Origin of the sequence: Saccharothrix variisporea, assembly GCF_003634995.1 — a bacterium.
In the GTDB taxonomy this organism is placed as follows: domain Bacteria; phylum Actinomycetota; class Actinomycetes; order Mycobacteriales; family Pseudonocardiaceae; genus Actinosynnema; species Actinosynnema variisporeum.
Genome location: NZ_RBXR01000001.1, coordinates 2,157,058 through 2,170,213, shown reverse-complemented (window position 1 = coordinate 2,170,213; position 13,156 = coordinate 2,157,058). Strand labels below are relative to the sequence as shown.

The window sequence follows — 13,156 nt, the reverse complement described above, 5'->3', positions numbered from 1 at the left end:
TTTCCCACCGAGCGGGCCACACGCGAAACCCGCCGGCCGGGTCAACCTGCCTATGCGGACCGGGTCAGAGTGGTGCGGGGGAGTTGGCCTCCGGGATCAGGACCGCGGGGGTGCCGGTGCCGTCCGCCGGCACGGACCACACGTCGTTGGTCCCGTCGGGCCGTTGCATCCCGTAGGCGACGGTCGATCCGTCGAGCCACGCCGGCTGGTCGTCCACCGACCGGTTTTCCGCCAGTGGTGTGATCGAGCGCGTGGCCAGGTCCATGACCGAGACCCGCCAGCCCTGCTGCGGGTCGCCGTTCACCGCCGCCTTGTACGCGATCCGGGTGCCGTCCGGTGACAGCGAAGGGCATTCCACGTTGTCCACCAACGGTTTCAGGGTGCGCGCCGCGAAGTCGCCCTCCACCAGGTACCGGTGTCCGCCGGTCGACATGGTGGCGTAGAAGCGGTTGTCGTCGGAGGTGAACGTGACGCCCCAGAAGTTCCGGTCCGCGCCGGCCTCGCCGACGACGGTGAACTCCTCCAGTGACGGCACCACGGTCCCGGTCCGCACGTCGAGGATGCCGGTGCTGGTGGAGAAGCCGTTGGCGGCGTAGGAGTGGCCGTCCACGAAGAGGGTCCAGCCGACCATCCGTCCGCTGGCCGACACGCGCGTCCGGTTCGGGAAGCCGGTCAGGGGCACGGTCTTGACCACGTTGAGCCCTGAGTCCAACACCGCCAGCTCGCCGGCCTTCAGAGCTCCGGCCGGACGCAGGCACGAGATGGTGCCGCCGGCGGCGTAGGCGCGGTCGCAGCGCTGGTCGGTCAGCTCGCGCGGGCCGGACGGGTCGGTGCGCGACACGGTGGACAGGACGCCGTTGCTGAGCACCTGGATCTTCGGGCCGGTCACGCTACCGGTCGGGGCGCCGCCGCGTGGCTGGGCGGACAGGGCGGTGTAGCCGACGGCCACGCCGCCCAGCACGAGGGCGGCGACGGCGGTCACGGTGAGGCGGGTTCGGGTGGAGGTCATGAGCGGCGTCCGAGCAGGTTGGAGGGGGAGAGCAGGCTGAAGGTGGCGAGGAGGGCTACGGCGACGCCGATGGCGGCGGCGCGGGTGGCGGTTTCGGGGCCCCAGAACTGCCAGGCCAGGCCGAACAGCACCGAGGAACCCAGGTACGCCAACGCCTGCCCGGTCTGGATCAAAGCGATACCGGTGGTGCGCAGGGACTCCGGCAGCAACGGCCCGGCCAACGCCATCAGCACCCCGTCCGTGGCGGCGTAGAACACCCCGTACAGCAGCACCACGACCACCACCAGCGGCCACCCGCCGAGCGGGCCGAAGACCAGCAGGTACGCGGCGGCCAGGCAGGCGTACCCGCCGAGCATCACCGGCAGCCGCCCGACCCGGTCGGCCAAGGCGCCCAGCGGTGCAGCCAGCAGCAGGTAGACCAGGCTCGTCCCGACCGCCAGCAACGGGAACCAGCCGACCGCCAGGTTCTCCCGCTTCTGCAGCAACAGGTACACGAACCCGTCGCCGATCGTGGCCAACCCCAGCACCGAGGCCGCCAGCACTACCCGCCGAACCCGAGCGTCGCGCAACAGACCGAAGGCCGCCGAGGGACGCACCGGCTTGGCCGGCACGGGCGCCCGGTGGTCGCGGACGAACACCACCAGGACCACCACGCCCATGGCGGCGATGCAGAAGCTCGTGACGAAAACGGAGTCGAACGAGTTGCCGGCCGCGGCGAGCACCGCCAGCGCCACCAGCGGACCGAGGAACGCGCCCACCCCGTCCATCGCCCGGTGCACGCCGAACGCCCGCCCGAGGTCCTTCTCCGGTGTGGACAACGTGATCAGCGCGTCCCGGGGAGCGGTCCGCAGACCCTTGCCCGCCCGGTCGGCGGTGATCACCGCGCCCAGCAACGCCGTGGACGTGCCGGCGACCAGCAACCCGAGCTTGGCCACCGCGGACAGGCCGTACCCGAAGCCCGCCACGGCCTTGCGCTTGGTGGTGCGGTCGGCGAGGTAGCCGCCGACCAGCCGCAGGATCGTCGTCGCGCCCGTGTACAGGCCGTCGACCACGCCGTACGCGGCGGGGCTGAGCTGGAGCCCGATGACGAGGTAGAGCGGCAGGACGGCGGTGACCATCTCCGACGAGACGTCGGTGACCAGGCTGACCGCGCCGAGCGCGAACACGGTGCCGCTCAGGCCCTTCCAGCCCGCGGTCTTCGGGCGGTCGATCGTGGACAGGTACACGGCGGTTTGCCTCCAACCCGAGGGGTGCCGCACCCGGCCCACGCGCGGACCGGGTGCGGCGGGGTGCGACTAGTGGCAGGCCTGGGTTCCGCTGTCGGAGTAGGTCTTGCCCGCCTCCGGCACGAACTGCCAGTCGAAGCTGTTGCTGTGCAGGGTCAGCTTGATCACGCCGTAGGTGTCGCTGTTGCGCGCCTCGCTGTTGGGCTGGATGGTGCCGAAGCTGTAGTGGCTCGCGCCGCCCATGCCCACGACGAACGACCGGATGCCGCGGGTGGTGTCCAGGCCGCCGGTCGGGTTCATCGGCGCGAACCGCTCGTACTGGTGGTTGTGGCCGGTGAGCACCAGGTCGGCGTTGTAGTCGTACAGCGCCTGGAACAGCGGGCGCGTGGCGGTGTTCGGGGCGTGGTTGGCGCCCGAGGTGTAGAGCGGGTGGTGCCAGTACGCCGCCGTGCACGGCTTGGTGTTGGCCGCCAGGTCGTTGCGCAGCCACGTCTCCTGCGCCGAACCGGCCGACATGCTGATGTTGGAGTTCAGCGCGACGATGTGCCAGTTGCCCAGGTCGTAGGAGTAGTAGCCCTGCCCCGCCGTGCCGGCCAGCGAGCCGAAGTAGCCGTAGTAGCCGCTCGCGCCGGAGGTGTTGTAGTCGTGGTTGCCCGGCGAGGGGCGGGTGCGCGCCTTGTGGCGGCCCCACGTCGGGTCGTAGTAGGTGGTGAACTCCGAGGTGGTGCCGCTGTCGTAGACGTTGTCGCCGGCGGTGAACACCGTGCCGGAGATGCCGTCGAGCAGGGCGGCGGTGGCGCTGTCGCCGGAGCCGGAGTTGGAGATGTCACCCGCGCCGACGAGCACCGGGTCACCGCTGGGCGGCGCGGTCGTCGTCGTGGTGGTGGTGCCGGTGGTGACCACGAGCTGCGGAGCGGTGGTCGAGCCGGACTCACGGGAGTCGTAGTCGGCGCCGTCGCTGCTGGAGGAGGTGACACCGATGCTGAAGGTGCCGTTGCCCTTGACGTAGGAGGTCACGTCGACCTCGTACCAGGCGTTCTGGGCCACGGAGCCCAGCGAGCCCAGCGTGGCGCCGTCGATGGCGGGCTGGTTGTTGTAGGTGACACCGGTCTCCGACCACGTGGTGTTGGTCATCGACTTGAAGGTGCCGCCGTTGGGGCTCTGCGCCCCGGCGACGTTGTCGGTGTGGACGCGCAGCTTCGCGCTGGTGACCGTGCCGGACACGTTGGACACCACGAACTTCAGGAACATCCGCTTGATCGGCGAGTTGTCCACGCCGAGCTGGCCGGAGGTGCCGTAGTTGGTGCCCGCGGCCGAGCTGTCGACGTAGGTGTCCGCGCTCGGGGTGAACGTGGACGTGGCCGCCGAGGCGGTCGGGAGCTGGTCGGAGCTGGCGATGACGGTGAGGGTGGTCGCGGTGACGACGCCGACGGCGACGACCGCGAGGGGGAGCCTGGCCTTGCGACCCTGCATGCCGAAACCCTTCGCTTCCTGATCTACCGGACAAGGGCCCGGCGAACGGTAGGGACGCGTGGGCACGGTGGCGTGAGCGCCCGGCGGCGGGATGGTGAACTGCTCGCGAACGCCGTCACCCGCCGGCGATGACGTCGTTGTCGTTGTGGAAGAACCTCGGGAGGGCTTGCGGATGTACGACCTGGTGCTGTTCGGTGCCACGGGCTTCACCGGCCGGTTGACCGCCGAGTACCTGGCGCGGCAGTTGCCCGCCGGTGCGCGCTGGGCGCTGGCCGGGCGGGATCGGGGCAAGCTCGACGCCGTGCGGTCGTCGCTGCCGGGAGAGCCCGATGTGCTGGTCGCGGACGTGACCGACCCGGCCTCCCTGCGCGCGGTCGCCGAGTCCACGCGGGTCGTCATCACGACCGTCGGGCCGTACATCCACTACGGGGACGGGCTCGTGGCCGCGTGCGCGCGGGCCGGGACGGACTACGTGGACCTGACCGGCGAACCCGAGTTCGTCGACCGGACCTACCTGCGCCACCACGCGACCGCCGTGGAGTCCGGGGCGCGGCTGGTGCACGCGTGCGGCTTCGACTCCGTCCCCTACGACCTCGGTGTCCACTTCACGGTCGGCCACCTGCCCGAGGGCGTGCCGCTGGCGGTGGAGGGGTTCGTCACCGCGTCGGGGACGTTCTCGGGCGGGACGTTCCACTCGGCGGTCACCGCGTTCTCCCGCTGGCGGTCGATGGCGGAGGTGGCGCGGCGGCGGCGGTCGGTGGAAGGCCGGCCGTCCGGGCGGGTCGTGCGCGGGAAGGTCGGTGCGCCGCGGTACGACCGGCGGGTGGGCGCGTGGGTGCTGCCCGCCCCGACCATCGACCCGCAGGTCGTGTTGCGCTCGGCCGCCGCGCTGGACCGGTACGGGCCGGAGTTCACCTACAGCCACCACATCGCGGTGCGCCGGCTGCCGGTCGCGGTGGGCGTGGTCGGCGGCGTGGGCGCCTTGATGGGGCTGGCGCAGGTGCCGCCCGTGCGGCGGTGGCTGCTGGACCGGCGCAAGCCCGGGTCGGGTCCGAGCGAGGCGCAGCGGGCGCGGTCGTGGTTCAAGGTGCTGTTCTACGGCGAGGGCGGCGGGAAGCGGGTGGTCACCGAGGTCTCCGGCGGCGACCCGGGCTACGGGGAGACGGCGAAGATGCTCGGCGAGTCCGCGCTGTGCCTGGCTTTCGACTCCCTGCCGGAGACGTCCGGTCAGGTGACCACGGCGGTGGCCATGGGTGACGCGTTGACCGAACGACTGGTGAAGGCGGGGATCACGTTCCGGGTGCGCTGATGTGGAGTTCGCCTCGCGCCGCGCGGAAAACGGCGTCCGCGACGCGTTGCAGCGGTGGGGAGTCGAGTTTCCACTGCTGCCAGTGCAGGGGCACGTCCACCGGGTCGTCCGGGTAGAGGTGGACCAGGCCGCGGTGGCGCTTGACCTGGTGTTCGCTGAGCAGCGCCCAGCCCGCGCCCGCGACGACGGCGTCTTCGAAGACCGGGCCGTCGGGCAGGTAGTGGCGGTGGGATGAGGCTTGTTTGCCGGTGATGCGGCGGCAGAAGGCGTCCTGGAGGTCGTCCTTGTCGTCGAACACGACCACGGGCACGGTGGACAAGTCCTTGCCCTGCCAGCGTTTCGCGAAGGTCTTGTTGGCCACGGCGTGGTAGCGCATGCTCCCCAGCGGACGGACGCTGCACCCCTGCACCGGTTGCGGTGAGGACGTGACGGCGGCGACCACCAGGCCTTGGCGCAGGGCTTCGGCGGTGTGGTCCTGGTCGTCGCGCAGGACGCCCAGCACGATGTCGTCGTCGCCGGCCAGTTCGCGGACCACGTCCCGGAACCACGTGTTGAGCGAGTCGGCGTTGACGGCCACCTGGATCGCCGTGGGCCGTTCGGTGAGCCCCAGGCCGGCGGCGGTGTCCTGTTCCAGCAGCGCCAGTTGGCGGCCGTAGCGGGCGATGACCTGGCCGGACTCGGTCAGCCGTGCGGGTTTGGTGCGCACCAGCAGGACCCGGCCGGTGCGTTGCTCCAACGCCTTGATGCGCTGGCTGACCGCGCTGGGGGTGACGTGCAGGGCCTTGGCGGCGGCGTCGAAGGTGCCCTCGTCCACGACGGCCAGGAGGGTCTTGACGGCTTCCGGGTCCAGCATCACGGCTGCTAACGATACTTAAGGAAGTTTAGCTGGCCTAATCCTTGATGCGTTCTTAGCGTCGGTGGACGTGATGCACGCGTTGCTGGCCGGCTTGGGCATGGGGTTGTCGTTGATCGTCGTCATCGGGGCGCAGAACGCGTTGGTGTTGCGGCAAGGCGTGCTGCGCCAAGGGGTGGTGGCGATCGTGGCGATCTGCGCCGCGTCCGATGCGGTGTTGATCGCGGTGGGTGTGGGCGGGGTGGGGACGGTGCTGTCGGCGTGGCCGGTGGTGCTGGAGGTGGTGCGCTGGTTCGGCGCGGCGTTCCTGGTCGGGTACGGGGTGCTGGCGGTGCGGCGGATGCTGCGGCCGGGGGTGCTGGTCGGGGGCGCGGGCGGGACGATCCTGACGTGCCTGGCGCTGACCTGGCTCAACCCGCACGTCTACCTGGACACCGTGCTCCTGCTGGGCACCGCGTCCACCGGGTTCGGCGACCGGCGGTGGTGGTTCGCGGTGGGGGCGATGGCGGCGAGCGTGCTGTGGTTCTGCTGCTTGGGGTTCGGTGCGCGGTGGTTGTCGGGGGTGTTCGCGCGGGCTTCGGCGTGGCGGGTGCTGGACGGGGCGGTCGCCGTCGTCGTGACGGCGACCGGGGTGTCACTGGTGGTCTAGCGCAGTTCGGCGAAGAACGCTCGGACGTCCTCCGCGAGCAGGTCGGGGACCTCCAGGGCCGGGAAGTGGCCGCCGCGGTCGAACTCGGTCCACCGGCGCACGTCGAGCTGCCGCTCCACCACCCCGCGCACGGCCAGGATGATGTCCGCCGGGAACACCGCCACGCCCACCGGCACCGGGCACCGGGCCGCGCCGCCGGGACCCTCCTTGGCCAGGCGCAGCGCGGAACCCGCGGTGCCGGTGAGCCAGTAGAGAGTCACGGCCTCCAGCAGGCGGTCGTCGCTGACGTCCGAACTCGGGTCGAGCCACTCGAAGAACTTGTCCGCCACCCACCCCAGCAGGCCGACCGGGGAGTCGGTGATCCCGTAGGCCACGACCTGCGGCTTGGTCATGTGCATGACCTGGTAGCCGGGGCGCTGCGCCAGGAACCGCTTGATGTGCTCGATGCGTTCCAAGTCGGTCGACGACAGGCCCTCGGTGCTCGCCGGCGGAGGGGTGGGCATGTAGTTGATGTGGACGCCCACGACCTTGTCCGGGGCCGCCGCCGCGATCGCCTGGGAGATGCCCGAGCCGAAGTCGCCGCCCTGGGCGCCGTAGCGGTCGTAGCCGAGTCGGTCCATCAGCTCCGCCCACGCGCGGCCGACGCGTTCGACGGTCCAGCCGCGCTCGCGGGTGGGACCGGACGGGCCGAAGCCGGGGACGGACGGGATGACCAGGTGGAAGTCCCGGCGCAAGGGCTCGATGACGTCCAGGAAGTCCAGCACCGAGCTCGGCCACCCGTGGGTGAGGACCAGGGGCAGGGCGTCGTCGCGGTCGGAGCGGACGTGGAGGAAGTGCACGGTCTGGCCGTCGATGGTGGTGGTGAACTGCGGGTATGCGTTGAGCTTGGCCTCGACGGCCCGCCAGTCGAAAGACTTCCAGCGCTCGACCAGGTCCCGCACGCGGGCCAGGGGGATGCCGTAGTCGCCGCCGGCCTCGGGGAGCTCGTCGGGCCAGCGGGTGCGGGCGAGGCGGTCCATGAGGTCGTCGAGGTCGGACTGGAGGACGTCCAGCGTGAAGGGCTCGATCACGGCGTGCTCCGTTGGTCTGTCCAATGTTGGTGACGCCAACGTTAGCAGTCAATCGTTGGTCATGCCAACGATCAAAGTGGAGGGTTAGGCTGCGCCATGGCCACTTGGGACGACGTGCGCCGGATCGCCCTGGCGCTGCCGGAGACCGCCGAGCACCCCTCCTACGACGGGCTGCCCGCCTGGCGGGTCAAGGACAAGACGTTCGTGTGGGACCGACCGCTGCGCAAGCGCGACCGCGAGGACCTGGGCGGCACCGTGCCGGAAGGACCGATCCTGGGCGTCCGCGTGGCCGACGAGGGCGTCAAGCAGGCGCTGCTGGCCGACGACCCGGAGGTCTACTTCACCATCCCGCACTTCGACGGGTTCCCGGGCGTGCTGGTGCGGCTGGAGCGGATCGGCGAGGACGAGCTGGCCGAGCTGGTCACGGAGGCGTGGCTGTGCCGCGCGCCCAAGCGGCTGGCCAAGCAGTACCAGGACGGTGCGCTCCCGTAGCGGGAGCGCACCGTCCGAGGGGTCACCAGTTGCTGTTCTGCCAGCCGGTGCCCAGGTAGACCTGGTCGAAGCCGTTGCCGTCGTTGTCGTCGGTGTAGGCGATGGTGATCAGGCCCCACGCGTCCACGCCCAGCGCGGGCTCGTCCTGGCGGCCGGTCGTGGTCTGGTCGGTGGCCTGGCGGGTCAGGCGGCCTTCGGTGGAGCCGTCGGGGTTGAAGCCCTGCGTCCACACGTCCGACGTCACCACCGTGGTGACCACCACGCCGCGCTGGTCGTCGATGCCCACCTGCGGGTCCGCACCGGCCAGCAGGGTGTCCACAGTGGACGAAGCCGTGCCGGAGGCGAGGAACGAGCGGACCGCGGTCTGGGCCGTGCCGGTGTGGTCGGTCTCCCAGGCCACCGCGTAGTCGCCGTTGAAGTTCGCCGCCACCGCCGGACGGCGTTGCTGCCCGCCGCCGGACGCGTTGGCCACGCCCTGCGCCAGCTTCACCCCGCCGGACGGGGTCAGGATCTTGCGGCCCACGTTGAAGTAGCCGTTGCCGTCACCGTCCTCCTCCCACACGACGACGGCGTTGCCCGCCGCGCCCATCGCCACGTCCGGACGCTGGTGCGTGCCGCCCGAGCTGTGCACCTGGGCCTCGTACGTCTTGGAAGTCACCGACGCGAAACCCGCGATGCGCACGGTCGGGTTGGTGGTGGACTGCTTGTCCTCCCACACCACGGCGAACCCGGCGGTGTCGGGATCGGCGGCCACGGCCGGGTTGAGCTGCTGGCCGTCCGAGGACGCGTTCGCGGTCGCCGAACCGGCGATCGTCCCGTCGGTCCGCACCACCCGCACGGCGATGTTGTAGAACCCGTTGCCGTCCGGGTCTTCCGCCCACACCACGACCGCGCTGCCGTCGTCGTGCACGGCCACATCGGGCTGCACGTGCCGCCAGTTGCCGGTGCCGCCGGCGGACAGCTTCTTCTCGTAGCGGGACACGCCGTCCTTGAACAGCCTGATCCACACGTCGCTGTGCACGGGGTCGGTGGGGGTCTCGGTGTCGCGGTCGTCCTCCCACACCACGGCGGTCCACCCGTTGCGCACCGCCGACACGGCCGCGTTGTCCTGGTCGCCGGTCGCCGTGCTGTTCGCGGTGGACCACGTGACGGCCGCCGACGCGGTACCGGTCACCGCCAGCATCAGAGCCGCGGTCAGAGCGAGGATCTTCTTCATGGCGCCTGCAATCCGGGGTTGCCCGCTTGGATGACGTAGCTCTGGATGGTCTTGACGGGGTAGTCGCGCGCGGTGACCTTGTCCACGCAGCGGAAGTCCACCGCCATCTGGGTGGAGGTGGTGACGGTGCGGACGTACCCGCGCAGGTTCTTGTAGAACTTCACGTGCGGGTTAAGGCTGGACAGGCCGGTCTCGGCCGCGTTGCCGTCACCGCCGGAGGTCACCGACGTGGTCACCAGCTCGGTGCCGATGATCTTGTCCTGGGTGTTGTAGTTCAGCATCAGGTTGCTCGCCCACGACCGGTGCACGTCACCGGTCAGCACTACGGTGTTCCGCAACCCGGCCGCGTCCCACCCGCGCTGCAACCGGTCCCGGTTGGCGGTGTAGCCGTCCCACGAGTCCATCGACTTGGCGCCGTCGGCGGAGGCGAGCTTCTGCGCGAAGAACACCTGCTGCCCCAGGAAGTCCCAGGTGGCCGACTTCTGCCGCATCCCGTCGAGCAGCCACGACTCCTGCGCCGTGCCGGTGAGCGTGCGTGCCGGGTCGTCGGCCTCCGGGCACACCTTGGTGCCGTCGCCGCACGCCTGGTCGTCGCGGTACTGGCGGGTGTCGAGCATGTGGAACGTGGCCAGGCTGCCCCACCGCACCCGCCGGTACAGCTGCATGTTCTCCGCCACCGGGGCCTGCGCGGGCCGCAGCGGCATGTGCTCGTAGTACGCCTTGTACGCCGCCGCCCGCCGCGCCCGGAAGTCGCCGGCGGGGGAGGAGTCGTTGCGGACGAGGTTGGCGTAGTTGTTCTCCACCTCGTGGTCGTCCCACACGACCAGCCACGGCGCGGCGGCGTGCGCGGCCTGGAGGTCCGGGTCGCCCTTGTACTGGGCGTGCCGCACGCGGTAGTCGGCCAGGTCGTCGATCTCGACGGTGGGGGCGTGCTTGCGGACGTTCGTGGTGGACGCCGCACCCTCGTAGATGTAGTCGCCCAGGTGCAGGATCAGGTGCGGGTTCTCCTCGGCCATGCGCCGGTAGGCGGTGAAGTACCCGGCCTCGTAGTGCGAGCACGAGGTGAACAGCATGGTCAGCGCGGGCGAGGTGCCCACGGCGGGCGCGGTGACGGCGCGGCCGACCTGCGAGAGGTAACCCAGCGCGCGGAACCGGTAGTAGTACTCGCGGCCCGGCTCCAGGCCGGTGACCTCGACGTGCACGCTGTGCGCCCACGACTGGGTGGCGGTGAACGTCCCGGAGCGCACCACCGTCGCGAACCGCTGGTCGGTGGCGACCTGCCAGTCCACGGCCACGTTCGCGCTGGACATCCCGCCCAGGCCGTCGGCGTTGAGCGGGCTGGGGGCGAGTCTGGTCCAGATCACGAAGCCGTCCGGCGCGGGCTCACCGGACGCGACGCCGAGGGTGAACGGGTAGGCGATGGCGTTGGCGGAGGAGGGGGCGAGGACCGTGACGCCGGCACTGGCGATGCCGCCGGCGATCAGGGTTCGCCGTGTCAGTGGGGACATACACAGTGCGTACACCGGCAAGGTGAGCGAGGACCATCCTTGACTTCGACGGGGAAGTGTCGGCCAGGTGTCCGAGCAGTGTGACGGCTACCGCTCCGCGCGGGCACCGGCCGAGGCGGTCGCGGTGAAGAACTCGGGTGCCGTGAAGTCGTTGTCGGCGAACGCCCGCTGCACGGCTTCCTCGCACCCGGCCGCGTTGTCCGCGTCCACCAGGGCGATCACGCAGCCGCCGAACCCGCCGCCGGTCATGCGGGCGCCCAGTGCACCGGCGTCCAGCAGCGCCTCGACAGCCACGTCCAGTTCGGGCACGGTGACCTCGTAGTCGTCCCGCAACGACAGGTGGGACGCCGTCAGCAGCGGGCCGATCGCACGCAACTGCCCGGCCCGCAACAACTCCGCGACCTCCAGCACCCGCCGGTTCTCGGTGACGACGTGCCGCACCCGCCGCAGCAAGTCCTCCGGCAGCCCTTCCGGCACCTCGTCCACGTCCCGCAGCGCCGGCACCCCCAGCACCTCGGCGGCCTTGTGGCAGGCCGCCCGCCGTGCCGCGTACTCGCCGTCCACCAGCCGGTGCGGCGCGCGGGTGTCCACGACCAGCAGCCGCAGCCCGTGGGAGGTCAGGTCGAAGGGGATGTGGGCCGTGTCGAGGGTCCGCGTGTCCAGCAGCAGCGCGTGACCCTCCCGCGCGAGCAGCGAAGCGGACTGGTCCATGATCCCGCACGGCATGCCGACGAAGTCGTTCTCGGCCCGCTGCGCCAGCCGCGCCAGGGCGAACCGGTCGACGTCCAGCCCGGACAGTTCCGCCACGGCCAGCGCGGTGGCGCACTCCAACGCCGCAGACGACGACAGGCCCGCGCCCAGCGGCACGTTGCCGTCCACCAGCAGGTCGAAGCCGCCGACGTCGTACCCGGCCTCGCGCAGCACCCACACCACGCCGGCCACGTACGCCGCCCACCCCGTCACCACACCGGGCGCGAGGTCCGCGACCGGCACCTCCGTCACCCCGAGGGCCTGGCGCGACCGCACGCGCAGCACGCCGTCGTCCCTGCGCGCGGCGGTGATCCGCACGGCGTGGGGCAGGGCGATCGGCAGCACGAAGCCGTCGTTGTAGTCGGTGTGCTCGCCGATGAGGTTGATCCGGCCCGGCGCGACCCACACATCAGCCAACGGTGCTCTCCCTGCTCTCCGGCGCGAACTCGGGAAGCGTAGAGGGCCGACAGCTGTTTTACAACGTTGCATCCCACGGAAACCGGTCGCGGGCGCGCCGGTGGCACCGCTAGCGTCCGCGCGCATGGAGAACCGTTGACCACGGACCTGCTCACGCAGCTCAACCACGACGTGTGGGAGCCGTTCCGGCGCGCTTACGCCGGACTCGACGCCCAGGCCTTCCTGGCCGTGCACAGCCCGGACCTGATCCGCGCCGGAGGTCCGGCGAAGCAGGTCCGGGGCCATGCCGACTTCGTCCGCGACATCGAGGAGTTCTTCGCCCGGGTCGCCGCCAACGGCGACTCGCTGTCGATCGCCCTGCGCTTCACCGAGCGCCTGGCCTCGGCCGACCTCGCCAGCGAACGCGGGACCTTCCGCATCGACGCCGTCAAGGGCGGCGAACCGAAGACCGTCTACGGCCACTTCCACGTGTTCTGCCGGCGGACCGACCGGTGGCGGATCGTCGTGGACTACGAGCCGGCCGACGTGGCGACCGAGGAGGAGTTCGCGGCGGCCGTCCCGGAGGAGGACGTGGCCGCCTTCGGGTAGACCGCCTTCGCGTTCACCGACACCGCCAGCCAGACCAGCGCGCCGCCGACGAGCACGTGCAGCGCGCTGGTCAACGGCGTGTCCGGCAGGCGGGCGGCGAGCGTGAACACCGGCAGCGCGACCAGGTAGATCCACACCGGCACCCTCGGGTGCACGCCCGCGCGCAACATGCCCGCCGCGAACCACACGCACCCCACGGCGAACACCACGGCGCTGGCCAGCAGCACGACCCGCGTCGGCGCGGCGGGCGTGACCCCGAGGGGGAACAGCACGACGTTCAACGCGTAGGCCGCCGCGCCGAACAGGCCGAGCCCGACGACGTTGACCGCGTACCCGCTGGTGGCCAGGTGGCCGGCGGCGTGGCGTTGCGCGAGGTGCAGGGCGGTGAGCAGGGGGAGGGCAAGGGCGGGGGAGACGCCGATCACCAGGCTGGTCGCCAGGGTTTCGCCGGTGAACGCCTCCAACGCGCCGGGGACGGCGATGAACAGACCGGACAGTGCGCCGCAGACGGCGCCGAACCGCAACAGGAAGCTCATGGCCGGCGACGCTAGGTGTGCGCGGGTCACGCCCGGGAGTGCCGACCGGCCGCGCTCAGC

At 71.3% G+C, this 13,156-nt stretch carries 13 protein-coding genes; 4 read left to right on the top strand and 9 right to left on the bottom strand.

Features of this window, described 5'->3' with window-relative positions; genetic code table 11:
• Nucleotides 1–64: 64 nt before the first annotated feature.
• The 3 genes from DFJ66_RS09380 to DFJ66_RS09370 all read right to left on the bottom strand — a co-directional run bounded on the left by DFJ66_RS09380 (nucleotide 65) and on the right by DFJ66_RS09370 (nucleotide 3,708).
• Nucleotides 65–1,009, bottom strand: coding sequence for a TolB-like translocation protein (locus tag DFJ66_RS09380; protein WP_121219883.1), 945 nt, complete (start codon nucleotides 1,007–1,009; stop codon nucleotides 65–67).
• Nucleotides 1,006–2,235, bottom strand: a complete 1,230-nt coding sequence (locus DFJ66_RS09375; protein WP_121219881.1) for an MFS transporter — start codon at nucleotides 2,233–2,235, stop codon at nucleotides 1,006–1,008. Before DFJ66_RS09375 ends, DFJ66_RS09380 begins: the two co-directional genes overlap by 4 nt.
• Nucleotides 2,236–2,304: 69 nt before the next feature.
• Nucleotides 2,305–3,708, bottom strand: coding sequence for a CBM96 family carbohydrate-binding protein (locus DFJ66_RS09370; RefSeq protein ID WP_121219879.1), 1,404 nt, complete (start codon nucleotides 3,706–3,708; stop codon nucleotides 2,305–2,307).
• Between the two features lie 172 nt (nucleotides 3,709–3,880).
• Between DFJ66_RS09370 and DFJ66_RS09365 the strand changes: the two genes are divergently transcribed.
• A complete protein-coding gene (locus DFJ66_RS09365; RefSeq protein ID WP_121219877.1) occupies nucleotides 3,881–5,017 on the top strand; it encodes a saccharopine dehydrogenase family protein in 1,137 nt (378 codons plus the stop codon).
• On the opposite strand, the gene DFJ66_RS09360 is transcribed toward DFJ66_RS09365, so the two are convergent.
• Nucleotides 4,998–5,870, bottom strand: coding sequence for a LysR family transcriptional regulator ArgP (locus DFJ66_RS09360; RefSeq protein WP_121230917.1), 873 nt, complete (start codon nucleotides 5,868–5,870; stop codon nucleotides 4,998–5,000). The genes DFJ66_RS09365 and DFJ66_RS09360 overlap by 20 nt on opposite strands.
• Nucleotides 5,871–5,943: 73 nt before the next feature.
• Between DFJ66_RS09360 and DFJ66_RS09355 the strand changes: the two genes are divergently transcribed.
• Nucleotides 5,944–6,519 carry a LysE/ArgO family amino acid transporter gene (locus tag DFJ66_RS09355; protein WP_121230915.1) on the top strand — a complete coding sequence of 192 codons (576 nt, stop codon included), beginning with the start codon at nucleotides 5,944–5,946 and terminating at the stop codon, nucleotides 6,517–6,519.
• Here the strand turns inward: DFJ66_RS09355 and DFJ66_RS09350 are convergent.
• The gene (locus DFJ66_RS09350) at nucleotides 6,516–7,589 is read right to left on the bottom strand and encodes an epoxide hydrolase family protein (RefSeq protein ID WP_121219875.1); all 1,074 of its coding nucleotides are present in this window, start codon (nucleotides 7,587–7,589) and stop codon (nucleotides 6,516–6,518) included. The genes DFJ66_RS09355 and DFJ66_RS09350 overlap by 4 nt on opposite strands.
• Before the next feature lie 96 nt (nucleotides 7,590–7,685).
• On the opposite strand from DFJ66_RS09350, the gene DFJ66_RS09345 reads away from it, so the two are divergent.
• The gene (locus DFJ66_RS09345) at nucleotides 7,686–8,081 is read left to right on the top strand and encodes an MmcQ/YjbR family DNA-binding protein (RefSeq protein WP_121219873.1); all 396 of its coding nucleotides are present in this window, start codon (nucleotides 7,686–7,688) and stop codon (nucleotides 8,079–8,081) included.
• 22 nt (nucleotides 8,082–8,103) lie between these two features.
• On the opposite strand, the gene DFJ66_RS09340 is transcribed toward DFJ66_RS09345, so the two are convergent.
• The 3 genes from DFJ66_RS09340 to galK form a co-directional block, all read right to left on the bottom strand.
• Complete coding sequence (locus DFJ66_RS09340; RefSeq protein WP_121219871.1) at nucleotides 8,104–9,297, bottom strand: hypothetical protein; 1,194 nt, start codon at nucleotides 9,295–9,297, stop codon at nucleotides 8,104–8,106.
• A complete protein-coding gene (locus DFJ66_RS09335; protein ID WP_121219869.1) occupies nucleotides 9,294–10,805 on the bottom strand; it encodes an alkaline phosphatase D family protein in 1,512 nt (503 codons plus the stop codon). Before DFJ66_RS09335 ends, DFJ66_RS09340 begins: the two co-directional genes overlap by 4 nt.
• Before the next feature lie 87 nt (nucleotides 10,806–10,892).
• Complete coding sequence (galK, locus tag DFJ66_RS09330) at nucleotides 10,893–11,972, bottom strand: galactokinase (protein WP_246029656.1); 1,080 nt, start codon at nucleotides 11,970–11,972, stop codon at nucleotides 10,893–10,895.
• A 135-nt stretch (nucleotides 11,973–12,107) separates the two neighbouring features.
• On the opposite strand from galK, the gene DFJ66_RS09325 reads away from it, so the two are divergent.
• Nucleotides 12,108–12,560, top strand: a complete 453-nt coding sequence (locus DFJ66_RS09325) for a YybH family protein (protein WP_170199232.1) — start codon at nucleotides 12,108–12,110, stop codon at nucleotides 12,558–12,560.
• Here the strand turns inward: DFJ66_RS09325 and DFJ66_RS09320 are convergent.
• Complete coding sequence (locus DFJ66_RS09320; RefSeq protein ID WP_121219865.1) at nucleotides 12,482–13,096, bottom strand: hypothetical protein; 615 nt, start codon at nucleotides 13,094–13,096, stop codon at nucleotides 12,482–12,484. The two genes, DFJ66_RS09325 and DFJ66_RS09320, sit on opposite strands and share 79 nt — an antisense overlap.
• Nucleotides 13,097–13,156: the final 60 nt, after the last annotated feature.